This is a genomic window from Limnothrix sp. HT2024 (genome assembly GCF_059138625.1).
On record NZ_CM181121.1, the window covers coordinates 3,483,844 to 3,510,298 of the forward strand.

Here is a 26,455-nt window from a genome sequence, read left to right on the forward strand (position 1 = left end):
ATCATTCATGCCTCTAATCAACGCAATCCGCTAAGGCACAAAGCGCCGCACCGTTTGCATCAGCTCATCTGGATCAACTGGCTTTCGTAAGTAGGCATTGGCCCCCAACATCGTGCCCCAGGTTTTGTCTACGTCCGTTCCCTTCGTGGAACAAATCACAACGGGAATGCTTTTTGTGGCTTCGCTTTGCTTCAGTTGCCGACAAATTTCAAAGCCACTTTGGCCGGGCAAAATCACATCGAGAACAATCAAGGCGGGCTTTTGGGTGTCCAAAACCTTCTGGGCTTCTTCCCCGCTGCCCACGGCCACCACCGTCAAACCAGCGTCTTGCAGATATCGAATCATCACGCCGCGATCGGTCGGGCTATCTTCAACAACCAAAATCGTTTGCATAGGGAAAAGGCTGAGAGGAGGAGTTTGAAAGAACTGTACTGCGTCAACTCTGAGTCAATTTTCGGTCAATGCTGAGTCGAAAAACAGAGCCAATCCAACAGAGCAAACAGCGGTGAACAGAATAGATAGACTAAGCAGAAAAGAATCAGCCAAGCAGCAAATTTGAATTGCTAACGCTTGAATGGCGATCGGCCCCATGATGATCGGCCCTCATCCCAATTGGAGAGCAAATCTCCATCGTGCATTCTAAGCGTTTACTGCGAGGGGTCAAGGGATTGATTCACGATGGAAACCTGAGTCATTTCATGGCCCAGAATGGGGCGGAAACCGCGAACCTTCTGCCTTTTCAGGCATCGAAAATTGCTTGGCGGTGGAGTCAGCATGGGACATGGGGAGCGAAACAACAGCAAAAATCGAGGGGGGATGGGGGCGAGACCGTGCCAAATTGGTTCAAAAAATTCAAAAAACAGAGATTGCAGGTATTAATCAGCCGAAAGTGCTGAAAAGTGAGCTTTTTAGCTCCGAATGAGCAATTTTCAGCCCGCTTTGGGGTTCAAGCTGGCGGCGGTTGCTCCAGCGGGACTATTCACCGGAGCGGCGGTAGCGCTCAGATATTTTTGAATCAGGGTCAAGATTTTTTCGGTTTCAACGGGCTTGCTGACAAAATCCGTGGCTCCTACCACTTTGGCCCTGACGCGATCGATAATGCCGTCACTGCCGGTCAAGATGGCGATCGGGATATCCCGAAACAGGGCCACCCGCCGAATTTGGGCGCAAATTTCGTAGCCATTGGCCACGGGCATAATCAAATCCAGGAAGATCAGTTTGGGCTTGCGCTCCAGCAGCACCGTGAGCGCCTGGGTGGAATCCTGGATGCAAAGGGGAACATAGCCTGCCTGTTCAATGATTTGGCTCATGGCTGCACAAACCTGGGGGCTGTCGTCAATGCAGGCGATGGTAGCGGTGGCGTTGGTGGTGGCCGCGGCGGGGGTGGGGACTGTTTGGCGGCGATCGCTCGATCGACCGTTGCCCTCTGCCCCCGGTGTGGGAAGTACCACCAAGGATGGCAAATCCTCGATCGGGTGCAGATCAATAATGTTGCGGCGAATATAGGGAACCAGCGATCGGGTAATGGTGGGCAAGTCCTTCCGCATCAGCACCGCCAGATCGCGGACGGTGCGTTGGCCATCGATCGCCAAGGCCAGTTTTTGATAAACCTCCGGGGCCAGCCGTTCCCGTAGCTGATCCGTGCTGCGAATGGCCAAGGCCCAGTCGGGATGAAAATCCCCCAGTTGGGCTTCCTGCCAAGCGGCCCAGGCCTGGGCCGCTTCCGTAATTGCCGCATGGCTTTTTACCGTCACCGAAGCCATCTTCAGCACGTCCAGGGGGTCGTAGGGCACTTCAGTTCCCACTTGCACCGCGCCGCCGGTTTGCCAAAGCAGGTCAAACACCGCCTCGACAATCACCCCATTCACCACCTGGCAAAACAGTTCCTGGGACAGAACACGGCGGTGCAACAACACCATCAACAGACTGTAGTTTTGGGCCGCAAAAGCATCCCCTTCCCGCAGTGCAAAGCGCTTTTGTTTGATGCTGGGACAAACGGCCTGCAACAGGCGCAGGGTGCGGCGGTTATCGCTTTTGCCGTCATCGACCCAAAACAAACGACCGAGACAGAAAAAGAATGACCAACGCTGTTGATTGCCTTGGGTGGGAACTAGGGTGATTTGACCGGTGAACTGTTGCTGTCGGTATCGATCGAGCGATTCATTCAGGGTGTTGGGGGTCGCATCGTCTGGAGTCATGGTCAAAGTTGGGGTTGGCGGGCCAAGCGCACAGGGGCGATGTTATGGAAGCGTCATGCGGTTATGGTTGGTCTCATGCACCCGATCGAAATTGACGATCAGAATCGAAATTATAAAAATTATCGAAAATTAACGATTCAGAGGATCGAAATTGACGATCACGATTGATTCCACGATCGAGCAATGAATTGAGCTGGCGTTTGCCGGCCTGTTTTGCTGATGTCTCAACTGGCTGAGCCTGGGGAGCCGGAAGCGGTTGTGCCCATGACGGTGTTGGCTTGGTCGAGGGCCTGGGGCAGGCTGAGCAAGAAGAGGGTGCGTGGGGTGGTGTCTGGAGACAGCACGACGGCACATTGGGCCAAGTGAGCCAGGGGCGATCGCTCAAAGCGGGCCGGCAACGGCAGCACCTGATCGCGCGGCAGGTCGATCGAGTCCGGCGGCGAATCCGTGGGCAGTCCACAGAGCGCATTGCCCGATCGAGCAATCACGAGAAATTGGCCCATGCCCTTGGGCGATCGCTCCGAACCATCCAGCAGCAGCGCCAAGTCCAGCACCTGAATGAGCTGACTGTCGATGTAAACCAAGCCCGATCGACTCCAATCACCATTGTCCAGTGGTGGACAGTGCGTCACCTTCAGCACCACCGCCATCGGCAGCGCGAATTCATACCCACCGGAGCGAAAGCAAATGGCGCGAATGGTGGGTAACTCTCGGGCACGGGAGCGGCCGAAAGCCGCCGTGGGCCCCGTCAAATTAGTTGACAGCATTGTTCCGTTCTTCTCCGTTGCGCCATCGCCTTGGGGTCTAAAGACTTGATCGCCCGGTGGTCAACCCTCATCACCCGTCGCCCGATCGAGATTCCAAAGGACTCATGATCAATTGCGGCTGGGGCGATTGGTTGGATTGATCACGATTTTTACCAACGATGAGGAAATCCACCGCTAGCCCTCTCAAGTCAGGCAATCTTGAGTTAACCAATCCGGTCAGCGTTGCTTAACTATTCACCCTACTTTTACCCTACCCAAAACAGCAATCAATTGAATCGCCTTTTGAGATAGAAATTTGCCAGTCCCTAGCCCTTCCTGGGCAGCTTGGGTTAAACCGGGAATCGCTCGCATTTGACCGGAATTTTGGCGTGAATAGGTTGACTGGCGAGCGTTTGGGATGGGTCAGACTCCTACCCCGAACTGTTGAGAAAAGTCTGCGTAGTTTGATGTATGCAATGATGCCAACCTGACAATAACTCACCGAAAAATCAAGAAAGGCACGTACAAAACCAGACCTAAATGCTCAAAGGTAAAGTTTTGAAAATTGCAATGTACCCCCAAGCAAAATCGGCAGTAATGAATTACTGTGGCTGGTTTTTTGGGCTGATCTCCTTGGAGTTTTCCGCAACCATTTCCCCTCACTTTCGTAGTTGATTTGAACCGGTCAACATCAACTGGGAGTAGCTTGGGGCGATTTGGGTTGATTTTTGCCTGATTCGGGTGAGTTTGTCAGAGAAAGCGATGAGCCTTTAAGTCCATTCTAGGCAGATTCTCGATCGAGATACAAGCGCCGAGAACCGCAACAGAATCATGAAAAAATCTCAAAAAACCGTTGAAGATTGCACAAAATCGGCCAATAGCAACCGTATGGCTCCCTGAACCTCTGGGGAAAGACCAGGGCAACGCAGGATGAGGCGGGCGGTGCTGCCTCGCGATCGACTCCAGCGCGATCGAGTGGGGCTGGGCTGGTCATCTCCGGGATCATTGCTAAATTTTAAGTATTAAAAATAACGTTAAGTTTCTCCGGGCTGAGTTGCGTGAGGCAGGCGATCGACTGAGGCCGCCCAGGCGATTAGTAGAGCTAGCTGAGGCGATCGACCCAGGGAGTTAACCGAGGCGATCGGTTGAGGCAGTTCATCCGCGATGAGTCCAAGGGGCTGCACCCCAACCGATCGACCTCAGGATTTCATGTCCTAAGCATCGGGGCCCAAAATGCTGACCAACAGAGCCTTTTGCACATGCAGCCGATTCTCAGCCTGATCCCAAACCCGTGATTGAGATCCCTCGATCGCCCCATCGGTGATTTCCTCTCCCCGGTGTGCGGGCAAACAATGGAGCACGATCGCCTCCGGATCTGCCTTGGCCAGCAGATCTTCATTGAGCTGATAGGGAGCAAATAGGCTCTTGCGGGCTTCCGCTTCGTCTTCTTGGCCCATGCTGGCCCACACATCGGTGTAGAGCATTTGGGCCCCGGCCGCCGCCGCGATCGGATCCGTGGTGACCACAACACTGGCGCGATCGCCCGCCAACTCGATCGCCCGCTGAACCATTTGCCCATTGGGTTCATAACCCGGCGGCGTGGCAATCCGCACATTCACCCCCGCCATGGCACAGGCCATCATCAAGGAATGGGCCACGTTGTTGCCATCACCCACATAGGTCACCGTCAGACCCGCCAAAGTGCCAAAGGCCTCCTGCACCGTCAGCAAATCCGCCAAGGCCTGGCAAGGGTGGGCCAAATCGCTGAGGGCATTAATAACCGGTACGCCGGAATAATCCCGGAAGGTTTCCAAGTCCGCTTGGTCAAAGGTGCGAATGGCCATCACATCCAAATAGCGCCCCAGCACCCGTGCCGTATCCTCCAGGGGTTCCCCTCGGCTCACTTGGGTCACCATTGGGTTCAGGTCAATCACCTGGCCACCCAGTTGATACATCGCCACCGTGAAGCTAACGCGGGTGCGGGTTGAAGCTTTGGAAAACAGCAGACCAAGCACTTTGTTGCAGATGGGCGTGATCGTCCCAGCCTTAAGCTGCGCTGCCAGAGACAGCAACGCTTGTAGTTCATCGCGATCGATATCCGCCAGACTCAGGAAACTGCGCCCTTTAAGTTGTGCTGGGATGGCATCCATAAAACGATATTTCCAAGAAATTTGGAGTTGGGTGATGGGGCTTGGTACGGGGCTGTTGTGATGGGGCGATCGGGCCAGGGCAAGCAGCCAACAGCCTGGGAGCCACGGCTAACCCAAGGGGCTGGCTCCCGCTGTGCCGTCGCCAACGGCAAGTCTCCCGATCGAGCCGCGCCCCGGAAAGCTCCAATCCTACTACTAGGCGTTGGTGGAAACAGCGTCGAAATGCACTGCTTTTCGGGGCTGTGATCTGACTATTGACCGCGATCGCCTGTTTTGCGATTGCCGGTTTAAAGAAAACTCCATTCGCCAAAGAGATTGTGGGTTGTGTTTTGGATCTCCGCTTGGTGACCATAAAAGTCCACAACCTTTTGGGTCATGTGGGCGGCCCGTTCGGCAATGGTGGAAGCCAAGTGGAGGGTCACGATGGCACAGGCCGCATCGCCGCCATAGAGCCGGGCCCGCAACGTGTTGAACCCAATGGCGATCGCGGAAACGTCCGTGGCCGTGGTCACATTGGCGGAACTCAGCTCGCCACTGAAAAAACTAATTTCGCCCAAAATTGTGGGAGCCGACAGCACATTCAATTCCCGTTCACCCAAGTCAGTGTTTAAGGTGATGCGAACCTGACCGCTGGACAGGAAGAAGATGTGGCTGCCGGGTTTTCCCTGGTGAATGATGGTGCGATCGGCTGGGATGGTGCCCGACTGGCAGGAGGAGAGAAATCGCTGAAATTGCTCAGCGGTCAGGTCTCGAAATGCAGGAAAATCGCGAAAATTCATCTTCGCTCACTCGGCGGCCCCTGAAGATTTCCCATAGTCTATCCCGGGGGCCAAAGGGGCAAGGCTACGGTTGCGACCGTTCAATTGAGTGGTTTTTGACCCGCAGCCTGTGGATGGGCCAATGAGCTTGTGGGTTGCGGGTCGTTAACTGGCTAGTTAACTCATGGATGGTTAACGAGTCGTGATTAACAGGGTGCTAACGAAACGATCGCGTGCTGGGTCAGCCCTTGGCCGCCAACTGCTCGATCGCCCATTGGGCCCGCAGCCGCACCACTAGATCCGTATCAGCAGTCGCCCGATCGCGTAACAAACCTAACACGCGATCGCCCAGCGCCGGTTGCGATTGCGCCAGCCCCTCCAGCCCCGCGATCGCCGCGTAGCGCACCACCCATTCCAAATCCGTTGCATTCACCGTCAAGACCGCCAACACCCGATCGCGCGCCATCGGCACTTGCTCCGCCGCCATTCGTGTCCAACGCAACGCCCCCAACCCTTGGGCCGCTGCCCGCCGCACACTGGGCGCAAAATCCGTTTCGGCCGCCGCCAACAACAGTTCCAAAGCCCGAGGGTCGGCAATTTGGGCCAGCGCCCGCAAGGCCCAAGCCCGCGCCGTGTAGTTGTAGCCATCCACCTGGGCCAAAATTGGCTCCACCGCCGCTTCCCCCAGGGCCACCAGCCCTTCCACCGCTGCCACCGCTGCCCCGGGGTTGTTGTATCCCAACACGGCCATCAGGGTAGGAATCGCCGCCGGATCCTGAGCCGCCGCGAGCGATCGCACCGCGCCAACCATTTTGGCCACTGAGTCCGCCTCATCCACCGCCCGGATCAGTTGCGACAGATCAGGAGACAAATCGGAGGACAGCTCAGGAGAAGGGGCGATCGACATGGGTATAGCTCCGTTGGGATTGATTAACTGTTTTTTGGAGTAGTTGTTTTTTAGGAGGGGGATTTTTGAAGATCAACTTTGAAATTCAGCTTTGAAATAGACAGTCCCTTTCAGAGGATGTTTGAAAAGTATCTTCTGGCTTGTGCCAAACACCAATAGTTGTGGGGGCAAGATGCTCAAGCCCCTTGTCTACGTCGAGCGCTGGAGCAGACAGAGTAGCAATTTTGGCTTTTCAGACATCCTCTCAGGGCGATCGCTTCAATCGCCACCGGATCCAGCCTTGCTGATGCGATCGATCAACCAAAGATTGGCCGTCAAATTGCAAAAATGGGCAAACATTCCGTGGGTATTCCCCAACACCACAAACACATCCAACGCTTGAATAAAGCGACTCGGATCCACAAAGCCCAAATTAAACGGACTGCTTTGCATCAATAGCTTATTCGTGAGCTGGCCCGTCACGGCCTCCGCCCCCACCAGTGCCAACCCCAAACCAAACAGATTAATCAAAACCCCCAGCCGGAGCCGTTTTAGGGTATCGGCCTTGGACGGTCGGGCGTTTTTCGGAGCCTGGAGCCGCCGTGCATGTTGCGTGTTGGTGAAGGTGTAATAAATGCTAGCCAGCAAAGTCAGCATCGCCACCACGGCCACCGCTAACCCCCCGATCGAACCCGGGCCCGGCCCCACCGGAACTGCCCCGGGCGTGGGGCTGGTGCGTGCAAACAGCATGGGCGTGGTCAGCAACAGCAGAATACTGCCGATCACCCCAAGAAAAATTTGGATCCAAAAGCTGATGGTGCTGGTGCGACCCATCAGGCGGGCAATACGTTCAACTTGGCTAACCACGGTGGGCTGGGAGCGGACACGACTGATCACCTTAACATGCTCGATCGCGCGGCCCCGAGTCCGATATGCTGATGGGAGCTGAGTTTGTAACTAATTGTTTCAGTAGCCTCAGGGAACACCACCAGCCCAGCGCCTCCCTTCACCACCATTGCCCCACCTCCCGTTACTCGCCATGTCCAACGATGTCGTTGTCTCGTCCACGCTGTTCTTGACGGTGTTGATGTTAATCGGCTTGGTCTTCTTCATCCGCGCTTCTGCCAAAGACCGCACGGAACTGGCTTGCTACGTCCCCGAAACCATCCCGGAAACCGAACTGCGCGATCGGCTCCGAGGCTACTTCTCAGGGCGATCGTATCGCTTGGTGAATCGGGATGCAGACAACGATCGCGTCACCTTTGAAGGGTTGGTGGCCGCCAGCCCCACCTTGGCCATCTTCCTCAGCATCCTCGCGGCCGGTGGGTTGCTTTGTCTGGGACTCGTTTTGTCCATGACCATTCCCCAAATCCAGAATGCTGGATTAGCCCTCGTCCTCTTGGCCCCGGCCGCCGGTTGGTTCTATCAACGCAAAGCCCAGCGCACCGAACAAGTGCAATTGCAGCTCGAAACCAACGATCAAGGGGCGATCGCCCGGCTCTGGGTCAAGGCCCACCGCGACGAACTCATCGCCCTCGAAGCGTCCCTTGGCCTCGAACCCACCCGACCCACCAGCCACTAACCCAATCATGCAAAGCTGGGCTGGTTGCTGGGCAGAACCAACGAAACGTTTGGGCAACACTCAAAAATAGAAGGGTGCAATCAATAACCGACTGAAACCCAGTCTAAAAGTCGGCTAACTGACTAATCAGATCACCCCTCCGAAAGGTTGCAGACAATTGCTGTAAAGAGAGGGCAGAAGCTGAATAAAGACGGTGAATCGCATCCTCGATATCTTTGACACCCCGATCAAAATATTCGGATCCCTGATTCTGAATCAGTTCCTGCACCCTTAAAAAGTGCTGATGATTCAAATCATCGACTCGCTGTAATTTCAAATCCCGTAAAAGGTATTTCCCCATTTGCATGGCGATAAAATAAGAAGCGTAACGGACAAAATCTGGGTCACTGTTGGCTGGTTGGCGATGACGGCTATCCGCAATTCTGGACAGTAAAGTGGCACTGATGATCTGTGTGCCATTTAAGTTGCTCGTAAAAATTCGATTATAAAGTTTTCCAAAATGCTCACGAGTGGAAGATTTCGCTTGATGAGGGGCTTTTCTCCAAACAGCTAAAACGGCTGCGGCTGCTTCCGATGAAGTAATATCCTGCTGAGTTGGACGCTCTGAGCTGCGTTTTCTTAAATAACGATAACCCAGTTGCGCAATATCCAGTTCTAGTTGCGCTTGACGCTCATCATTTGCCTTCAGATCTCGCAGATCAACCGGATTTTGGTTATTGGTAGCGAAGGTAATTTTCTGAACCAAATCGGTGTTGAAACTGGATAATTGATAAAGACGAATCAAAATATAGGCATTCGCTGAGTGAGCCTGATCGATTGGTAGTTGTTGCTGTGCATTGACCCATGTTTTATAAATGGTCATGCAAGTTTGTCCGCCATTGATGATTTGCAGGTTTTGGATCCGCACCTGATGATCGCTGCCTTGTAGAGTGTTGTATTCAAACTTGTCACAAATCAGCGTTAAACCATTGTTATAGAAATAGAGATAGTTGGCGTTGGTTTCAATTGTTTGACGAATGCCATCATTGACTCGATTATTTTGAAGCCCCAAATATCGGCGAATATTGCGCTCAAATAATCGCTCTCCATGCCGATCGACCAAAGTGGCAATCTCGCTAATGGCGACTCGCCCCACTAAGATTCGGTTAAATTCAATATCCTCAACTAGAATTTTCCCCGAAAGCTGGAGGGTGTCATTAACAGGCTTCTTCGATTGCTGTAATTTAATCAGGCGATCGGGGTTGAGGTGTTCCCACTCCACTTGATCACCGAATCCCGCAATTTGAATTAGGCGATCGGTCTGTTCATTCCAGCGCAACCCGTTATTACAGGCGATCGCCCGTACTTGGGGAATATAGCCATCTCGAATCAGACTTCTAATTTCTTCGACTTTGGCTTGGAGTCGGCGATTCAGGCTCTGATTTAAATTAATGCTTGGATCAAATAAATACCGAATGGCATTCATTAAACCCTTAATTCCTTCTTCGGGAAAATGGCTGGTTCCATCCAGTTTCTGTTTATATTTTCCCTGAAACAGATAAACCGTGAATTCGCCATCCTGCTCTTCGGAAGCATAGATCGCATCTACGCCAAAATCTTGCCCTCCATCCACAATGCAATCAAGCGTGGCTAGGTCGTCAAGATCCAGGATCGATCGAACACATAAATAGATAAAAGCTAAGGATTTCAGCCGTCCGCGATCGCCCTGCAAGTTAAGACCGAGTTGTGCCTGTAACTCAGGCTTTAGGCGTTCTGCTAGGCTCTCGACCTGCTGATCAATAATCGAAGCCTTAATATCCATTGATCTTGACAAGACTGTGGATCAAACAAAGATTGGATTGAGCCATCGGGTCAACCCAATCTCTATTCAAACTCAAGCGACTAGGCGATCGCTACACCACAAAATTCACCAGTTTGCCGGGGACGACGATCGCCTTTTTCACCTCCTGGCCGGCAATGTGCTTTTGGGCCACATCGCTGTTGAGGGCGAGCTGTTCTAGGGTGTCCTTGTCCGTGCCGGCCGGAACTTGGATCGTGCCGCGTGTTTTGCCCTTGATTTGAATCACGATCGTCACCTCATCGGCCACCAACGCGGATTCATCCAAGGCCGGCCAAGTGGCGGTATGCACCGAGCCAGACTGCCCGATCGCCCCCCACAATTCCTCGGTTAAATGGGGCGCAAAGGGAGCTAGCAACAACACCAGGGTTTGAATCCCCTCCGCGAAAATCGGCGAGGTTTTGTTGGTGTAATCGTTCAGGGCATTGCTGAGTTTCATCAACTCAGAAATGGCCGTGTTCAATTGATAGTCTTCGGCCAAATCTTCCGAGACTTCTTTGATGGCGATGTGGATGGCGCGGCGCAGGTCTTTTTCGGCTTTCGGATCGGGGGCGATCGCCTCGCCAACTTGGGCTTCCAGGTAGTTGCTCACCAACCGCCAAACCCGATTTAGGAAGCGGAATTGCCCTTCCACGTCCGCATCGTCCCACTCCAAATCCTTCTCCGGCGGCGCTTTGAACAGCACAAACATCCGCGAAGTGTCCGCGCCATATTTGGCCAGCACACCCTCGGGATCAACGCCGTTGTATTTGGACTTGGACATTTTTTCGTAGACCGACACCAACGAATCACCCGTGGTCGGGTCTTTCGGCTGGCTGGGATCGCTGAAGTCCACATCGGCCGGGGCGATGTACTTGCCCGTGGTCGGGTTTTTATAGGCCATGGCTTGCACCATGCCTTGGGTCAGCAGGCGGCTGAAGGGTTCATCGAAGTTCAGCAAGCCGCGATCGCGCAGCACCTTCGTGAAAAAGCGTGAGTAGAGCAGGTGCAAAATTGCGTGCTCAATGCCGCCCACGTATTGATCAACGGGGGCCCAAGCGTTGGTCTTGACCGAGTCGAAGGCCGCGGACTCGTTGCGCGCATCGGGATAGCGCAGGAAATACCAGGAGGAATCGATGAAGGTGTCCATGGTGTCCGTTTCCCGCTTGGCCGGCGTGCCACAGGTGGGGCAAGGCACGTTCACCCAGTCGTCCAGCTTGGCCAGGGGCGAGGGGCCGCGCCCGGAAAACTGCACATTGCTGGGCAGTTCCACCGGTAACTGATCGTCAGGTACGGGCACTGCGCCGCAGTTGGGGCAATGGACGATCGGGATCGGCACACCCCAATAGCGCTGGCGGGAAATCAGCCAATCCCGCAGCCGGTATTGCACCTTCGCTTTGCCCCAGCCTTGGGCCTCGGCAAATTCGGTGATTTTGGCTTTGGCTTCGGGGGAAGGCGTGCCGTCGAATTGACCCGAGTTCACCAGCAAGCCCGTTTCGGTATAGGCCGCCGTCAGGGCCGCCGCATCGGCCGACGCGCCCGCTTCCGGCACGATCACCACTTTCAGGGGCAAACCGTTGTTTTTGGCGAATTGGAAGTCCCGCTGATCGTGGGTGGGTACGCCCATCACCGCGCCCGTGCCGTATTCGTAGAGCACGTAATCGGCAATCCAAATCGGGATTTCTTCCCCGGTAAAGGGATTCAGCGCCGTGCCACCCGTGGGAATCCCGCGCTTGGGTTTGTCGTCGGCGGTGCGATCGATTTCGCTTTGGGCGGAAATTTCCTGCACAAACGCTTCCACGGCTTCCCGGCGATCGGCCGTCGTCACTTGCGCCACGAGGGGATGCTCAGGAGCCAACACCACGTAAGTCACGCCATAGACCGTATCGGGGCGGGTGGTGAAGACGGTGATTTTTTCGCCGGCCAGGGCATCGTTACCGACGATCGGGAAGTCCAGCAAGGCTCCGGTGGATTTGCCGATCCAGTTGGCCTGCATGGTTTTTACCCGTTCGGGCCAGCCGGTCAGCTTGTCCAAATCCGTCAGCAATTGTTCGGCGTAATCGGTGATTTTGAAGAACCACTGACGCAGCAGCCGTTTTTCGACCAACGCACCCGATCGCCAGGATTTACCCTCGCTGTCTACCTGTTCGTTGGCCAAAACGGTTTGGTCGATCGGGTCCCAATTCACCGTGGCTTCCTTTTGGTAGGCCAAACCGGCGGCGAAAAATTGCAGGAAAATCCACTGAGTCCAGCGGTAATAGTCCGGGCGGCAGGTGGCCACTTCCCGTTCCCAATCGTAGGAAAGACCTAAGCGCTGGAGCTGGCCCTTCATTTGGGCGATGTTTTGCTCCGTCCAAACGGCGGGATGCACCCCCCGATCGATCGCCGCATTCTCAGCAGGCAACCCAAAGGCATCCCAGCCCATCGGGTGCAACACCTGGTAGCCCTGCATCCGTCGCACCCGGGCGATCGCATCGGTGATCGTGTAGTTGCGGACATGGCCCATGTGCAAATTCCCCGAGGGGTAGGGGAACATCGACAGGGCGTAAAACTTTTTGGGCGTTGGGGTGCGATCGTCTAGATCAGGCGTGCGATCGGCGTTTTGCTCGGCCCAAACGGCTTGCCACTTTGCTTCGATTTCGTTGGGGTTATAGCGAGCGTCCACGGCGATCGATCCTCCTGGGGGCAACGGTTGGCGGTTTTATAATGTATCGCATCGATATCGCATTGATTGTCCCACAAGGCTTCCCGACCTGATGGACTCGCAGGATCGTTGCAGTGATACGGACAAGTTGGGCGCAAAAGATAGCTATCGAGCGATCGTGCTGAGTGCGGCTTTGTTTACGGTGGTGGCGGCTCAAAAGTTGGGCGCGTTGTTTGATTCCAGCACCGCCTTCAAGATGAAGAATGGCAACAAGCGATCGCCTGATATTTCTTTCTTTGCCAAGGAACGGCTTCAGGGATTGGATGACTTACCGATCGGGTTCTTGGAAGGTGCGCCGGATCTGGTGATTGAAATTCTCTCGCCGACCAATACGATCGAGGAAATTGACGAAAAACTCATTGAATATTTTGAAAATGGTACTCGGTTGATCTGGGTGATTAATCCGCGTCAGAATTATGTGTTGGTGTATCGATCGGCAACGGAACCCGATCGCCTCTTGAAATTGACCGATCAATTAGACGGCGAAGAAATTATTCCTGGGTTTTCGTTGCCCGTTTCCCAGCTTTTTCAGTCCCGTTCTTTTTAGAGCTGATGACTATTTTGGTGGCTGATGATTTACCCACTCTGCCTCAGTCTGGACGATCGGATCAGCGGTTGCTGATGCCGGGAATCAGTTGGCAGCGCTATGGCTGTTGGCTCGATCATGTGGGAGATGAGTCGGGTTTGCGGCTGTTGTATTTCGATGGGGTTCTAGAAATTTTTATGCCATCGCCGGAGCATGAATTAATCAAAAAGGCGATCGCTCGATTGCTCGAACGCTATGCAGAAGAAGTGGAGATTGCACTTCATGCCTATGGCTCCACAACGTTTCGGCAATCATCGAAAGCGGCAGGATTGGAACCCGATGAGTGCTACTGCATTGGCACCTTAAAGCCGCAACCAGATTTAGCGGTGGAAGTGAACCTAACCAGCGGTGGATTGGATAAGTTGGCAATTTATCGAGCGATCGGGGTGCCAGAGGTGTTGATTTGGCAAGACCAACAACTCACGCTCTATAACCTGCGGGGGGATGAGATCCAAATTGCCGATCGCAGCGAATTTTTTCCCGCTTTGGAAATTGCACAGTTAGCACAGTTTATTCAGCCCCAAAATCAACCAACGGCGATGAAGGCCTTTGTGAATTGGGTGCGATCGGGAGCCGAGCACCCAGGGGCAAATTAGCGCAAGGGGCTGAATAGGATTGGGACTTTAAACCAAGCCTAGGTCGGCCGCCACGCGGTGCGCACAGGCGAACCCGGAGAATGCCACCGCGTTGAGGCCTTGGCCGGGAAAAGTGCTGTCGCCCACGCAATAGAGATTTTTAACGGCGGTGCGGTTAAAGGGCATGGTGAGCAAACCGGGAAGCTTGCGCCGGGGGATGGGCCCATAGGAACCATCCACTCGGCCCAGGAAACGGCGATGGGTGCGCGGAGTGCCAATTTCGATGTAGTCGATCGCCGCGTCTAACTGGGGCACGATCGGGGCGAGGCGATCGCACAGTTCTTGGGCTTTCTGTTCCTTTTGAGCTTGGTAGTCTTCGGGGCTGAGATTGAGCCAATCGCTGATCCAGCAAGGGGTAAACACATGCAGGATGTGGTGATCGGGCGGGGCCAAGTCTGGATCGAGCAGGGTGGGAATTGACACAAACACCGTGCCGTAGGCGGCTTCCATCTGTTCCCAATCCTTGACTAGGATGTGGTGGCAGTCTGTGCCAGCGGGCAGGGCATCGGCGCGCACACCCATGTGGACACTGAGGAAGCTGGGGGATTTTTGATAGCGTTCTTGCCAACGATCTTCGTCTAGGGGTTGATCCCGATCGAGCAGTTGGCCAAAGGTATCCCAGCGGGTGGCGTTGGAAATTACCCGTTTGGCCCGCAACAGTTCGCCCGAAGCGAGCTTCACACCCACGGCGCGGCCCCCTTCCGTCACAATTTGGGTCACCCGCGCTTTGTATTGAATTCGGCCGCCGTGGGTTTCCAGCCCATCCACCAGCTTTTGGGCAATTTGACCCACGCCGCCTTTGGGATAGTTAATGCCGCCGTAGTGGCGATCGCTGAAAACCATACCTGCGTTGATGGCTGGGGTGAGATCCGCCGGAACCACTGACCAGCAGTAGCATTCGATGTCAATGAACTTCAGTAGTTCCGGATCGCTGATGTAGCGCCGGGCGATCGCCCCGACATTTTGGGGTAAATATTTCACCAAGCCCAAACAGGCCAACGGGTTTTGGAAAAAGACCCGCATGAGATAGCGCAATTCTTCCAGCGATAGCAGCTCCATCGCATTCAGACAGTTAAAGATGGTCCAGCATTCGTCGTAAAACTGGCGAATGCCTTGGCGTTCGTGGGGGAATCGATCGCCCAACTCCTGCAAAAACTGTTCGTAGTCCCGATGCACTTTCACTTCCAGTTGGTTAGGAAGGTGGTAGTGAATTTGCACGGGGTCAGGAATGGTTTCGATCGTTTGGCCCACCGCTGCCAGAGCGCGGGTTAGCAAGTTGGTTGTGCCCTGTTGCCCAAAGCCAAAAATCATCGATGCGCCCACGTCAAAGCGGTAGCCCGCGCGCTCAAAATAGCCAGCGCTGCCGCCAGGGATCAGGTAGCGCTCTAACACCAACACCTTGGCTCCCTTGGCGGCCAATTGGGTGGCCGTGACCAATCCGCCAATGCCGGAACCAATGACGATCGCATCCCAATCACGGGGTAATGGGTCGGTTTGCAGGGCGGTGGCGGTCGGGGCGATCGAGGGCTTATCCACGGCGGTCATGGCGACGGAAAGGGCGAAACAGCAACGGCAAGGCCCAGGGGCGCGGCCATGTTTGAGTGTAGCGTTCTCGTTGCGCGGCTCCAACCCGATCGCCCAGAGATGCCGCTGCTGCTGGCTTTCCCGAGTCGATCGAGCAATTAGGTTCAAAGCAATCACCCAAAGCGACCCATTACCCAAAGTGATTAATCACCCGATCCATTACCCAAACTGATCAATCACCCAAAGCGAATGCTCTGCGTGATCGCTGGGCGTTCGATGATCCTGGCCATTCAACACCGGAGGCCGATCGCGCGGTTGCCTCTGGGGCATTTTGGAGCCGATCGCGGTTGGGGTGTGCCAACGGCTTTTCGGCATTTATTGCAAGAGTTTATCGATCAAGGTGGAACCTGAATCGCCGGGCTGGGCTGAAGTGGTTGGGGCGATCGGGTCTTGGTCTTAACCGGAAAATAACCAAAAAAAAAGGACTAATCCGCAATTGCAGACTAGCCCCACCCGCCGTTTACTAGAGAGAAGAACACGCTCAATACAATAGCGGCTACTAGGAATCTTTGTCAACTCTCTTGCAAGATATTCTCATTAGAATTCTCCTCCACCCACAGACACGCCCCGATCGCCCCACAATTCCCCCGCCCCTGATCCTTGCTGTGCATTGCGTACACAGATTCTGTGCGATCAAGCCTTGCGCGATCGAGGTTGGCGCAATCTAGCCAGCGGTCAGCCCGTCCCAACAACCGGGTAAAATCAACCTGAATCTGCCCGTAACCCTCAAATTTGAATTCGCTGAATTGCGGTTCTGGGCCGCTGTCGGCGGTTTTGGGCCGGGTTGATGGATCCTTAAACCTTTCCCTTCGCTCTTCCCATGCCGTTGCAACTTCGCGTTTACGTGCCACCCCATGCCCTCATTCAGCATTGGTTGGGTGTGGTGCGCGATGCCCAAACGCCGCCGACTTTGTTTCGCAGTGCGCTGACGGAATTGGGGCGTTGGCTGGCCTATGAGGCGGTGCGTGAATGGTTGCCCATGGAAACGGCAGAGGTGGAAACGCCTTTGGGCACTTGCCCGGCAACGTTTATTTCGCCCGCAACCCCCATGGCTGTGGTGCCCATTTTGCGAGCGGGGTTGGCGTTGATGGAAGGGATTTTGCCAGTAGTGCCCCTGGCCAGTGTTTATCACTTGGGTTTGGTGCGCAATGAGGAAACCCTGGAGCCATCCTGCTATCTCAATCGATTACCGGCACAGTTTCCGGCGGAGGCGCGGGTGCTGATCTCAGAGCCGATGTTGGCAACGGGGGGATCGATCGAGGCGGCCATGAAGGAGTTGACCCAACGGGGCCTCACGCCGGAGCAAATTCGGATTATTTCGATCGTGGCGGCCCCTCCGGCCCTGCAACGCCTGAATCAGCAATTCCCCGGTTTGGTGATTTACACGGCGGCGATCGATGAGTCCGTGAATGATCAGGGCTGGATTGTGCCGGGTTTGGGAGATGCGGGCGATCGCGCCTTTGGAACCTTCTAGGGGTGTTTGCTCAGGGCTTTCCGTCTCTTCAGTTCTGGTCTCTTCAGTGCCGCATTGATACCCCATTGATCGCTCTGATTGGCCCGCCGATCGCAAGTAACATCCCAAGTAACATTGTTTCCAGCAATTTCATCGCAGGGCGAGTTATGGCAAACCGAGAGGGTTTTGGTAGTGGATTTTTTTGGGGGGCCCTGTTGGGGGGCGCTGTGGGGGGCCTGGTGGGGGCTGCCCTGGCCTCGCGCAACTCCGATGAGGGACTAGAAGAACTGACGGAGAAGGGCGATCGGGACGGGGCCGAACTGCCGCCGCGTCCCCGCCGTCGCCCTCGTTTGGCCGCCAGCGAAAGCAGTGAAGCCCGGATGGAAACGGCGCGCCAAGGACTGGAGGACAAGATTGCTCAGTTGAATGACGCGATCGACGATGTGCGCCGTCAATTGGGTAGCCGGAATGGTCGTCCAGGGCCAGATGGGCGGGAAAAGCCCCTGAAACCCGAAGAATCCTAGGGCATGTCGTCCGATCGCCTGAAACTCTGATGATCTCGTTCTCCCAACCGATCAGTCGTAGGGGCGGGGTCTCCTCGCCCAGTTCCCGTGATCTTGGGTGTTCCCAGGGGTGAACAGGGTTGTAGCGATCGCCCGGATTAGGGTTGGGAGACCCAACCCCTACGGCGATGGAAATGACGACATCCTCTAAGCCCCTTGTTAAGACGATCGGGGTATGGGCAATCGATCATTTCTGAGGACGCGCCGGCCCGGACTGGCCAGCTCGATTGACCCCCCTTGGCCACTTTGGACACAGAAATTTAACCCGGGCCCTTGGCAAATCAAATAAACATGCTATAGTAACTGGGCTATCGGGGCGTAGCGCAGCTTGGTAGCGCACCACTTTGGGGTAGTGGGGGTCGTGGGTTCGAATCCCGCCGCTCCGATTTGCAAACAGTTTCCATGAAAACTCTTCAGCATGAACTGTTTGGCGAAAGTCCGAAAACCCCGATCTGAGAGCCATTCCACTCCCAGATGACTAACAGTCCACAAGGTAAAAGGTAGCGATCTTCGCTGCCTTTTTTGTTGGGCACTTGGTGTTGGGGCCAGGTCAAGATTGAGCATGTTTTGACTGGGTGGATATGGGCCGGGTGGATTCCGGCTTGATGATTTTTTGACCCATTCGGTTGGTTTTCGTCGCTCGTTTTTGCTTTTGTTGAAAGCGCCCTGTTTTCAGGTGCTGGTGTCACCCAGTTATCGCTAACCAGTGATCGCCAATTTATCGCCAATGGATGTGCCCTTGTCTGCCTGTGCTTTGACCCCTTGGATTTTGCGCGATCGCCCTTGGACTTGGGGCGATCGCACCTATTTGATGGGGGTGCTGAATGTCACGCCCGACAGTTTTAGCGATGGGGGGCAATTTGACCAACTGGAACCGGCGATCGCCCAGGCCCACCAACTGGCGGCGGACGGGGCCGATTGGTTAGACATTGGCGGAGAATCGACGCGCCCCGATGCCCAGCCGGTTTCTGCCCAGGAAGAGATCGATCGGGTTGTGCCGGTGATTGCGGCCCTGCGGCAGGGGTGGCGGGATTTTGCGCCGTTGGATTTGCCCATTTCGATCGACACAACCAAAGCGATCGTGGCCCGCGCGGCGATCGAGGCGGGAGCCGATGTGGTGAATGATGTGTCTGGGGGCTTGTATGACCCGGACTTGCTACCCACGGTGGCAACCTTGGGTGTGCCGGTGATTTTGATGCATTTGCGCGGCACACCCCAAACCATGCAGCAGCTTACGGATTACAGTGATTTTGCGGGCCAGGTTGGGGCGGGTGATTTGCCTGGTCAACAGTTGCCCGATGTGGTGATTGCTGTGCGATCGAGCTTGGCGGAACGGGTGGCGGCGGCGATCGAGGCGGGAATTTCGGCGGCCCAAATTGCGATCGATCCGGGCATTGGCTTTGCCAAAACCGCCGAACAAAACCTCGCCCTCCTGCGACATTTGCCCAGCTTGCGATCGCTGGGCCATCCCCTTTTGGTGGGCCCCTCCCGCAAGAGCTTCATTGGCAAAATTCTGGAGCAACCGGATCCGAAACAGCGGGTTTGGGGAACCGGAGCGGCCTGTGCGGCCTGTGTGGCCGGCGGGGCTGACTGGGTGCGGGTGCATGATATTCAGCAAATGCGCGATGTGGTGCGGGTGGCAGACGCGATATGGCGTGGGTGGCAATCGGGCGAAACATAGGATTTCAGCAACGGTTCAAGGGCTGGCGGATCTGGGGGCTGGGGATCTGCTGGGCTTTGGCGATCGGGTGTGGGTGGCTGTGGGCGGCCAGTCCTGTGCAGGCGGCTCCGGTCGATCGCCCGGCCCTGACCCTAGAGTCCTTGCGCGATCGCCTGGAACATCCCCAACTGTTGGATGGCAAGCCCGCGATCGACCTCAGCCAGAGTGCGATCGACCTGCGCAGCGACAATGGCAACTTTCGGGAAGCCTTTTATCAACAGGTCGCCAGCAAATTGCAACAGGAACGCCTAGGCCTCGACTTGCGCGGATCCAGCATCCAAGGCGATTTGGATTTGGCTCGGTTGGGCCTGCGCGCGCCACTCTATGGCAAGGCCCTGTCGCCCTTGCTGACCCCCACGGAACAGGAACAACTGGGGCGCGATCGACTGCGGCTGTTGCACCTCAGCCGATTGTCCCGATCGCTGTTGCTCGATGAAGGCAGCCCCCTGGATTGGCAGATTTCCGTCTTTCGCGGCCCGATCGTCCTTGAAGGTTTGCAAATTAGCGGTTCCCTACGCCTAGCCAACACCTATTTTTTGGAACCGGTGGAAGCCAGGGGCCTGAGCCTGGGCGGAGCCTTGGTGGGTTCCCTCAGCCGCTTCAGCCAAGGGGCCCGCTTTTCCGGCTTAGTGACCCAAAGTGCCCAGTTTCGGAACAGCCTATTCACGGGCGAAGCGCGGTTCGATGGGGCTAAGTTTGCCGGAAATGCTAGCTTCCAGTCCAGCACCTTTGAGCGGGGAGCCAATTTTTATCGATCGCAATTTCAGGCGATCGCCAACTTCAGCAAAAGCCATTGGAATGGCAGCGCCGACCTCACCCAAGCCGACTGGCAAGGCGAAGTGCGGTTTGATGGGGCCAGTTTTGCCAGTTCCTTTTATGCGATCGACAGCCTATTTCATGGCGAAAGCTCCTTTCGGAATGCTCGGTTTGCCAAACCCCTGAACCTGCGCGGGGCCACCATTCTGGACGAAGCCGACTTCACCAGCGCTAGTTTTGCCCCCGGAGCCTATATCAACGTGTCCGGGCTGGACTTTGACAGCGACCAAGCAAAATTAATCGGCTCCCCCGGGGAAATTGGGCGCATTTTGTCGGTGCCGGTTTTGCAGGGCAATGAAACGGTTTTGCGAACCCTGGTGCGGAATTTTCGGCGGGTAGAACAGATTGCGGATGCCAACCAGGTGGATTACACCCTGTTTAAATTGCGGCTCAAGACCCTGCAACAGCGGCTCACGGGGGTGAACCTGAACGCGGCCAAGCCAGCGGTGTTGGTGTCGATCGGGTTTTCGCCCACCCAGGCCCAGGCGATCGCCCAAGCCCGCGATCGGCAACCCCTGCGCACCGTGGCGGAAATGCTGTCGATCGAAGGCGTTGACCTGGCAACCTATGTGAAAGTGCGCGATCGGGTCACGGCCGATCGCACCAGCACGCCCCTCTCCTGGGGCACGATCGCCCTGCAATGGCTGGGAACCAACCTGTTGATTTTGCTGAGCCGGGCCGGCACCAGCGCCGGCCTCGTGTTGGGGGTGGGGTTGGTGGCCATGACCTTTTTTGCCCTTTGGTTTTGGTTGGTCGATCGGCTCCGCAAGTTGCGCCCCCAACCGATCGTGCCCACCTGGCCCGAAACCCTCTGGATGGGCAGCAGCGCCGGACTGTTGTTCAGCTTGGGTTTAGCGACCATTTTCCAAACCAGCGATCGCCCTTGGTGGACGTTGGCCAGCGTTGCCATCTCGATCGGCCCCGTCCCGATCGCCCTGCTGATCAAGCTCTATTGGCGCGGCCGGTTCCATGACCTGATGGATGTGAGCTACTTTGTGGAAAATGGTGAAATTCGGCAAGTGCAACTCCCGATCGCCCGTTTACCCCTCATGCCCCGCTATCACTTCTTTCGGGAACGATTCATGCCGCTTCTGTGGAACCGGCGTTGGGCCTGGTTGAATTATTACGACCTCAGCGCCATCAATCTTTTTCGGATTGGGTTTAGCGATGTGCGGATGCGGGATGAACATTTACCCGCCGAAATTTCCTTGGTGGTTTGGTATCAATGGACGTTGGGTTTAATGTATATCGGCCTGCTTTTGTGGACGCTTTCCCGAACTATTCCAGGTCTGAATTTACTCATTTATTTTGGTTAGTTGATATTGGCTGACCTTGAATGATTTTGTTTGATTTTTATTGATTGAATTAGATGAATATTTGGGCTAATTGAATTGGATTAATTGAATTCAATTGATGGCGACTTGATAGCGACTTGATGGCGATCGGGTTCATGGGGTTGCATTGTTTCGCAATGACCTTTGAATGAATTTCAAGGTGCTTTAAAATAAAAAATGCTTTAAGTGATATAATTCATGCGTTAATTATAGCCCCTTCAATTGTGGATATTCGAGAACTCAGCTTTCAATCGCGTAATCCCCTTGGATCTGTACCCGCCCGGCGCGATCGACTGCGAATCATCGGCAGTGCCACCCCGATCGACACCCTCTACTCCCTCGCAAGATTTTGCAAATTTCGGCTCAATCAGTGGGTTACCAACGATCAGTCCAGCCTCGCCCTGATCTCCGAAGACCGGGGACAGGCAGCGAACTTATTAGCCTGTTTGCGGCAGTTTTGCGAAACTTCCTCAGAACCTTTGGAAATTGAGATCCTCAAGAGCGAGGCGATCGACCTGAGCGAACCCAGATATCAAACCTGGCTGTTTCAACTCTGTAATTATCGGTTGTGCAGCATTTTCAAAACCATTAATCCCCATAGTGCCAAGAAAGTCCAAGAAAATCGCAAACGCATTTATTCCAACGAACCACCGATTCAAATTCGAGATGCCCAAGGCCGAATCATTGCCGAAGCGAGACGATACTTAACCTTTGATTTTTGGCAAAACTCGACGGGATTTCTCTTCCTATCCTTGCACTTTCGGAATGAATATCAATCCATCGGCACGATCGACCAATTTAATTGGCAGCAGTTTCCGCCCAAACAGCGCCTGATTCATACTTACGATGGCAAAAGTTGCCAATTTCTAGGCGTTGCGCCGATTACTATCGGTCAGCCCCTTGCGGAATTAGGCAATCAAAGCCTATTGGATTATCACCGCGATCGCCAAAACCTGGCCCCAGAATTGGTCGCACAACTGGATCCCAATCAACCCGCCGTTGCGGTGGGTTATGCTCCCCGCTACCAACTGTTGCATCATCTACCGCAACTATTGAAACGAATCTATGCCCGTGAAGACCTACCCAGCAAATCGCTGAACCATTGCATTTTGCCACTGGCTAAGCGTCAGGAATTAATGCAAAGAACCATCGACCTTTTAAACAAACGAGGATTTATTTGTGGCGATCGGATTGAATTTGATCCCAACCCTTGGCAGCCCGATCGCCTCACCCAATTGACCGCTGGTTCCATGGCCAGAAACCTATCCTTCGGAGCAGATCCACAACAGCCCGATCGACCGCTTTTAGTAGACGAAGCTTGGCGTGGTTGGAAACAACGTGCCCTTCACCAAAAACCGGCAGAAATTCGGACGCAAGTGCTGTATCCCCAAGCTTGGGAAGCAGAGGTGAAAAAGTATATGGTAGCCCTAAAAAGTCGGTTCCAAGAATTTGGAATTACACTCACAAGGGCTGGCGATTTACGTCCCTATGATCCGCAAAATTCCCTTTCCCTGCGTCAGGTTTGCCAGAACTTGCCTGTGAATGTTAATGACCTAATTTTTGCCTTTGTGCCCAACGGACAAGACCCAATTTACAACGCTCAAGTTAATCCCTACTTCACCTTAAAAAGAATCCTCAATCAACAAAGTTACTGTTCGCAAATGGTGACGCGCGAAACCATGCGCGTGGTTAACAAGGAGAACTATAACCAAAAGCTGCATGAGGGGTGCGATCAAAACGTGGTGTTCGGCATTCTGGCAAAACTCGGCTATGCTCCCTGGCAGTTGCACCAAATGCCCGGCGCTGCCCAAGCCTTTGTGGGGCTAGATTTGGGCCGCAAAGAGGAACGGACGATCGGGGCTTCTGCCTTTGTGGTGAACCGCCAAGGCCAGGCGATCGGCTGGTCAAGCGCCTCCATGCAGCGGGGCGAAACCTTCAGCGAAGTCAGCCTGCGCAATATTTTGCTCGATTTATTTGGTGCATTTACTGAGCAAAGCGGTGAACCCCCGCGCCATGTGGTGATTCATCGCGATGGAACCATCAAAAACAGCGAACTAGCCACCCTGCAAGCCCTGGAAGCCGAATTGCGGCCCCATGGGTTAGAGCAATTGGAGGTGGTGGAAGTGGTGAAGGATGTGTTGGCGCGGGCGGCGGTGCGGGCGATCGACCCCAACACCAACCAGGAACAGTGGCAAAATCCCGATCGAGGCTGGGCTTGGGTTCACAACGATCATGAGGCGATCGTCCTCACAACCGGTGCTAAACAGGCCAAAGTTGCCCCCAACGCCAGCCCCCAGCCCCTTTTGGTGCGTCGCCGCCACGGCCAAACGGACATCCTGACGATCGCCGCCCAAATCTACTGGCTCAGCGAAATGCACATCGGCAGCACCCAAGTGATTCGCCTGCCGATCACCACTTACTACGCCGATCGGATCGCCGAGGTCGCCCTCAAGGATTGCCTGCCCGCCGATGTGCGCTGCGAACGCCGCCTCTATTTTGTTTAGAGGATGTTTAAAAAGTATTCTTGGGCACGGGCAAGCACCAATAGTCGGGGGGACAAGGGGCTTAAGCCCCTTGTTTAAGTCGATCACTGGGGCGTACAGAGTAGCAATTTCGGCTTTTCAGACATCCTCTTTAGGTTTGTTTTTCGTTTAGGTTTGTTTAGGGAATATCAACCCATTCACAGTCATTGGAGCCTGACCCAAACTAACGCTAATCCAAGCCTCGATAGAGTTGCTCAAGGGGGAAGGTTAAATTAATACTTTGAAGCGTAATCTGATCCCCTGCTCCATAGATCACCGTTGTCCAAGTGTTGTCCGGTTGGCGGCGGCGGCATTCCATCCAGCGCTGATCCTGATCGATGAGAACGTATTCCTCTAGGTCTGGGATTTGCCGATAATCCTCGAATTTTTGACCCAGATCAAAGACCCGCGTGCTTTGGGATAGGACTTCGACGATCAATTTTGGGTGGCGTTTGATGTAGTGATCGGCGCGATCGCGGGGATCGCAGGTCACGAAGGCATCGGGGTAGTAGTAAAACTCATCTGCGTAGCTGACTTTGACATCGCCGTTGTAGAGACGGCAGGCTGTGCCTCGAAGGTGAAGGTTAATCAAACTGAGGAGATTAATGGCAATTCGGGCGTGACTGTCGCTGCCGCCTGCCACGGCGTAGACGAGGCCGCGACGGTATTCGTGGCGGGTGAGGCTATCGCGCTCGATGATCAGGTATTCATCAGGGTTGATGTAGTTTGGAATAGCGATCATGGCAGCCTGTAGAGTCGTTGTGGTGTTCGGCGTGGGCGATCGGGTGGTGTTTGAAAGTATTGGGACGGAGAGATCAATCAGGAATTTGTGCCGAGGAAAAAATAGTTGAAATTGGCAATCACAGTCTCAATTAAAGGCTGAGAGCTAATTTATAAAGAGAAGCTAAAGCCGACTTGGCAGCTCTAAATTCGGTTTTAGGCTAGACCTACCCGAAGCATCACCCAGCTCATGAGTCGTCTCCCGGTCATTGCCAATCCTACCCGCAAAGCCTATCCCAGTGATTTGAGCGACGATGAGTGGGTGCTCCTCCAGCCGCTGCTGCCCGCTCCTAAAGGCTTTGGACATCCGATAGAAGTTGATTTCCGAGAAATCCTCAATGGCATCTTTTACGTCCAGCGGACTGGCTGCCAGTGGGAAATGCTGCCTCACGATTTACCCCCTTACAGTACGGTCTACCATTACTTCCAGAAATGGCAACGAAAAGGAATTTGGCAGCAAATGCATGACCAAATTCGAGAGCAACTGCGGAGCAAATTAGGTCGTTCAGAGCAATCTAGGGTCAGTATCGGTGATTCTCAGTCGGTGAAAACCACGGAAAAAAGGGGGTGGTCTACGGCTTCGATGGTGGCAAAAAGGTTAAGGGACGTAAACGCCACATTATCGTTGACTCGCAAGGGTTCCTAATGGGCGTGTTGGTGACTGAAGCGAATGCTTCTGAGCGATTGGGAGGGATTGTGGTGTTAGAGGAAGTGAAGGAGAAGCTATCTCGGCTAGAGGTTATTTGGGTTGATCAGGGGTATTCCGGGAAAAAGTTTGCGGATGCTGTGAAGCATGTGTGTGGTGAGAGTGTGCGCGTGGAGGTGATCAGCCGAGTCAGTAAAGGGTTTGAGACGTTGCCCAAGCGATGGATTGTCGAGCGGACGTTTGGCTGGCTGAACCGATTTCGGCGATTGAGTAAGGACTATGAGTTGTATTCGGAGACGAGTGAAGGGATGATCTATGGCTGCTTAATGCATTTGATGGTGAGAAGATTGGCTGCTCTAGATGCTTAATAATTGATTTATAAATCAGCTCTGATGCTATTTTGATTCTGACTGATCAAAAACCAAAAGCACGTCGATCGGGTGGATCGGCGTGCTTTTGTGGAAACGGAATGGACTTCGACAAGAAGCCCCAAAACGGTGCGGTAATGGTGCTGCTGATGCTGGCCAGTTCGTTGCTTACCAGCTCGACTTGACCACACCGGGCAACAAGCCTTGGTGAGCCATTTCGCGCAGAGCATTCCGGCACAGACCAAAATCGCGGTAGTAGCCACGGGGACGGCCAGTTAACCAGCAGCGGTTTTGGTGGCGGTTCCGGGCGCTGTTGCGGGGCAGGCGCTGAATTTGGCGATGCAGGGCCAGCTTTTCCATCGGATCCTGGGCGGATTCAAACTGCGCCTTCAGATCGGCACGCTTGGCGGCATATTTAGCAATCAGGCGATCGCGCTTCTTTTCGCGCTCGACCATGGACTTTTTAGCCATTGCGGTGTTTCTGCTTGGTGACTAAGGGTTGGACTGTCGAAACTCGACAGGGGCTAATGCTTGAGACCGCTGGACTGCACAGCCCTAAACAGATGCTGGGTCTTGGCGGCAAAAAAGGGTATAAGCAAGCATCCTAT

At 54.5% G+C, this 26,455-nt stretch carries 22 protein-coding genes and 1 tRNA gene; 11 read left to right on the forward strand and 12 right to left on the reverse strand.

Annotation, left to right across the window (positions count from 1 at the left end):
* Positions 1-30: 30 nt before the first annotated feature.
* Positions 31-393, reverse strand: a complete 363-nt coding sequence (locus tag AC2IAX_RS14115; RefSeq protein WP_099535178.1) for a response regulator transcription factor — start codon at positions 391-393, stop codon at positions 31-33.
* Positions 394-781: 388 nt separating this feature from the next.
* On the opposite strand from AC2IAX_RS14115, the gene AC2IAX_RS14120 reads away from it, so the two are divergent.
* A complete protein-coding gene (locus AC2IAX_RS14120) occupies positions 782-922 on the forward strand; it encodes a hypothetical protein (RefSeq protein ID WP_494388041.1) in 141 nt (46 codons plus the stop codon).
* Positions 923-929: 7 nt separating this feature from the next.
* Here AC2IAX_RS14120 and AC2IAX_RS14125 read toward each other — a convergent pair whose 3' ends face one another.
* From AC2IAX_RS14125 to AC2IAX_RS14150, 6 genes are all read right to left on the reverse strand, one after another.
* On the reverse strand, positions 930-2,198 hold the full coding sequence (locus AC2IAX_RS14125; RefSeq protein WP_494388042.1) for a response regulator: 1,269 nt from the start codon (positions 2,196-2,198) through the stop codon (positions 930-932).
* Between the two features lie 224 nt (positions 2,199-2,422).
* Entirely contained in the window at positions 2,423-2,965 is a 543-nt protein-coding gene (locus AC2IAX_RS14130) for a chemotaxis protein CheW (RefSeq protein ID WP_494388043.1), read from the reverse strand.
* A 1,193-nt stretch (positions 2,966-4,158) separates the two neighbouring features.
* A complete protein-coding gene (gene argF / locus AC2IAX_RS14135) occupies positions 4,159-5,094 on the reverse strand; it encodes an ornithine carbamoyltransferase (protein WP_099535218.1) in 936 nt (311 codons plus the stop codon).
* A gap of 287 nt (positions 5,095-5,381) precedes the next feature.
* Positions 5,382-5,873, reverse strand: a complete 492-nt coding sequence (locus AC2IAX_RS14140; RefSeq protein WP_494388044.1) for a Crp/Fnr family transcriptional regulator — start codon at positions 5,871-5,873, stop codon at positions 5,382-5,384.
* Positions 5,874-6,093: 220 nt separating this feature from the next.
* Positions 6,094-6,759, reverse strand: coding sequence for a C-phycocyanin alpha-cysteine-84 phycocyanobilin lyase subunit CpcF (gene cpcF, locus AC2IAX_RS14145; protein WP_494388045.1), 666 nt, complete (start codon positions 6,757-6,759; stop codon positions 6,094-6,096).
* Positions 6,760-7,017: 258 nt separating this feature from the next.
* On the reverse strand, positions 7,018-7,605 hold the full coding sequence (locus tag AC2IAX_RS14150; RefSeq protein WP_494388046.1) for a DUF3611 family protein: 588 nt from the start codon (positions 7,603-7,605) through the stop codon (positions 7,018-7,020).
* 172 nt (positions 7,606-7,777) lie between these two features.
* On the opposite strand from AC2IAX_RS14150, the gene AC2IAX_RS14155 reads away from it, so the two are divergent.
* Positions 7,778-8,320, forward strand: a complete 543-nt coding sequence (locus tag AC2IAX_RS14155) for a cofactor assembly of complex C subunit B (protein ID WP_494388047.1) — start codon at positions 7,778-7,780, stop codon at positions 8,318-8,320.
* Between the two features lie 103 nt (positions 8,321-8,423).
* On the opposite strand, the gene AC2IAX_RS14160 is transcribed toward AC2IAX_RS14155, so the two are convergent.
* Entirely contained in the window at positions 8,424-10,121 is a 1,698-nt protein-coding gene (locus AC2IAX_RS14160) for an AIPR family protein (protein WP_494388048.1), read from the reverse strand.
* 91 nt (positions 10,122-10,212) lie between these two features.
* A complete protein-coding gene (leuS, locus tag AC2IAX_RS14165) occupies positions 10,213-12,801 on the reverse strand; it encodes a leucine--tRNA ligase (RefSeq protein ID WP_494388049.1) in 2,589 nt (862 codons plus the stop codon).
* 91 nt (positions 12,802-12,892) lie between these two features.
* Between leuS and AC2IAX_RS14170 the strand changes: the two genes are divergently transcribed.
* Positions 12,893-13,387, forward strand: coding sequence for a Uma2 family endonuclease (locus AC2IAX_RS14170; RefSeq protein WP_494388050.1), 495 nt, complete (start codon positions 12,893-12,895; stop codon positions 13,385-13,387).
* 5 nt (positions 13,388-13,392) lie between these two features.
* Entirely contained in the window at positions 13,393-14,022 is a 630-nt protein-coding gene (locus AC2IAX_RS14175; protein WP_494388051.1) for a Uma2 family endonuclease, read from the forward strand.
* A 27-nt stretch (positions 14,023-14,049) separates the two neighbouring features.
* Here AC2IAX_RS14175 and crtH read toward each other — a convergent pair whose 3' ends face one another.
* The gene (gene crtH / locus AC2IAX_RS14180) at positions 14,050-15,606 is read right to left on the reverse strand and encodes a carotenoid isomerase (RefSeq protein WP_494390398.1); all 1,557 of its coding nucleotides are present in this window, start codon (positions 15,604-15,606) and stop codon (positions 14,050-14,052) included.
* An 859-nt stretch (positions 15,607-16,465) separates the two neighbouring features.
* Between crtH and upp the strand changes: the two genes are divergently transcribed.
* The 6 genes from upp to AC2IAX_RS14210 all read left to right on the forward strand — a co-directional run bounded on the left by upp (position 16,466) and on the right by AC2IAX_RS14210 (position 24,035).
* Positions 16,466-17,119, forward strand: coding sequence for a uracil phosphoribosyltransferase (gene upp / locus AC2IAX_RS14185; protein WP_494388052.1), 654 nt, complete (start codon positions 16,466-16,468; stop codon positions 17,117-17,119).
* A 146-nt stretch (positions 17,120-17,265) separates the two neighbouring features.
* Positions 17,266-17,622 carry a ssl2009 family thylakoid membrane protein gene (locus tag AC2IAX_RS14190; RefSeq protein ID WP_494388053.1) on the forward strand — a complete coding sequence of 119 codons (357 nt, stop codon included), beginning with the start codon at positions 17,266-17,268 and terminating at the stop codon, positions 17,620-17,622.
* Positions 17,623-17,973: 351 nt separating this feature from the next.
* Positions 17,974-18,047, forward strand: a tRNA-Pro gene (locus tag AC2IAX_RS14195).
* Positions 18,048-18,388: 341 nt separating this feature from the next.
* Positions 18,389-19,342 (forward strand): dihydropteroate synthase, encoded by a 954-nt coding sequence (folP, locus tag AC2IAX_RS14200; protein ID WP_494388054.1) that lies wholly within the window; start codon positions 18,389-18,391, stop codon positions 19,340-19,342.
* Complete coding sequence (locus tag AC2IAX_RS14205; RefSeq protein WP_494388055.1) at positions 19,312-21,513, forward strand: pentapeptide repeat-containing protein; 2,202 nt, start codon at positions 19,312-19,314, stop codon at positions 21,511-21,513. Before folP ends, AC2IAX_RS14205 begins: the two co-directional genes overlap by 31 nt.
* Positions 21,514-21,755: 242 nt before the next feature.
* Positions 21,756-24,035, forward strand: coding sequence for a Piwi domain-containing protein (locus AC2IAX_RS14210; RefSeq protein ID WP_494388056.1), 2,280 nt, complete (start codon positions 21,756-21,758; stop codon positions 24,033-24,035).
* A 208-nt stretch (positions 24,036-24,243) separates the two neighbouring features.
* Here AC2IAX_RS14210 and AC2IAX_RS14215 read toward each other — a convergent pair whose 3' ends face one another.
* Complete coding sequence (locus AC2IAX_RS14215) at positions 24,244-24,795, reverse strand: Uma2 family endonuclease (RefSeq protein ID WP_494388057.1); 552 nt, start codon at positions 24,793-24,795, stop codon at positions 24,244-24,246.
* 228 nt (positions 24,796-25,023) lie between these two features.
* Between AC2IAX_RS14215 and AC2IAX_RS14220 the strand changes: the two genes are divergently transcribed.
* A protein-coding gene (locus tag AC2IAX_RS14220; RefSeq protein ID WP_494388058.1) for an IS5 family transposase occupies positions 25,024-25,847 on the forward strand; the annotation gives its coding sequence in 2 pieces (ribosomal slippage) (positions 25,024-25,402 and positions 25,402-25,847; 825 coding nt in all).
* Positions 25,848-26,015: 168 nt separating this feature from the next.
* Here AC2IAX_RS14220 and rpsN read toward each other — a convergent pair.
* Positions 26,016-26,318 (reverse strand): 30S ribosomal protein S14, encoded by a 303-nt coding sequence (gene rpsN, locus AC2IAX_RS14225; RefSeq protein ID WP_099531687.1) that lies wholly within the window; start codon positions 26,316-26,318, stop codon positions 26,016-26,018.
* Between the last annotated feature and the right edge of the window lie 137 nt (positions 26,319-26,455).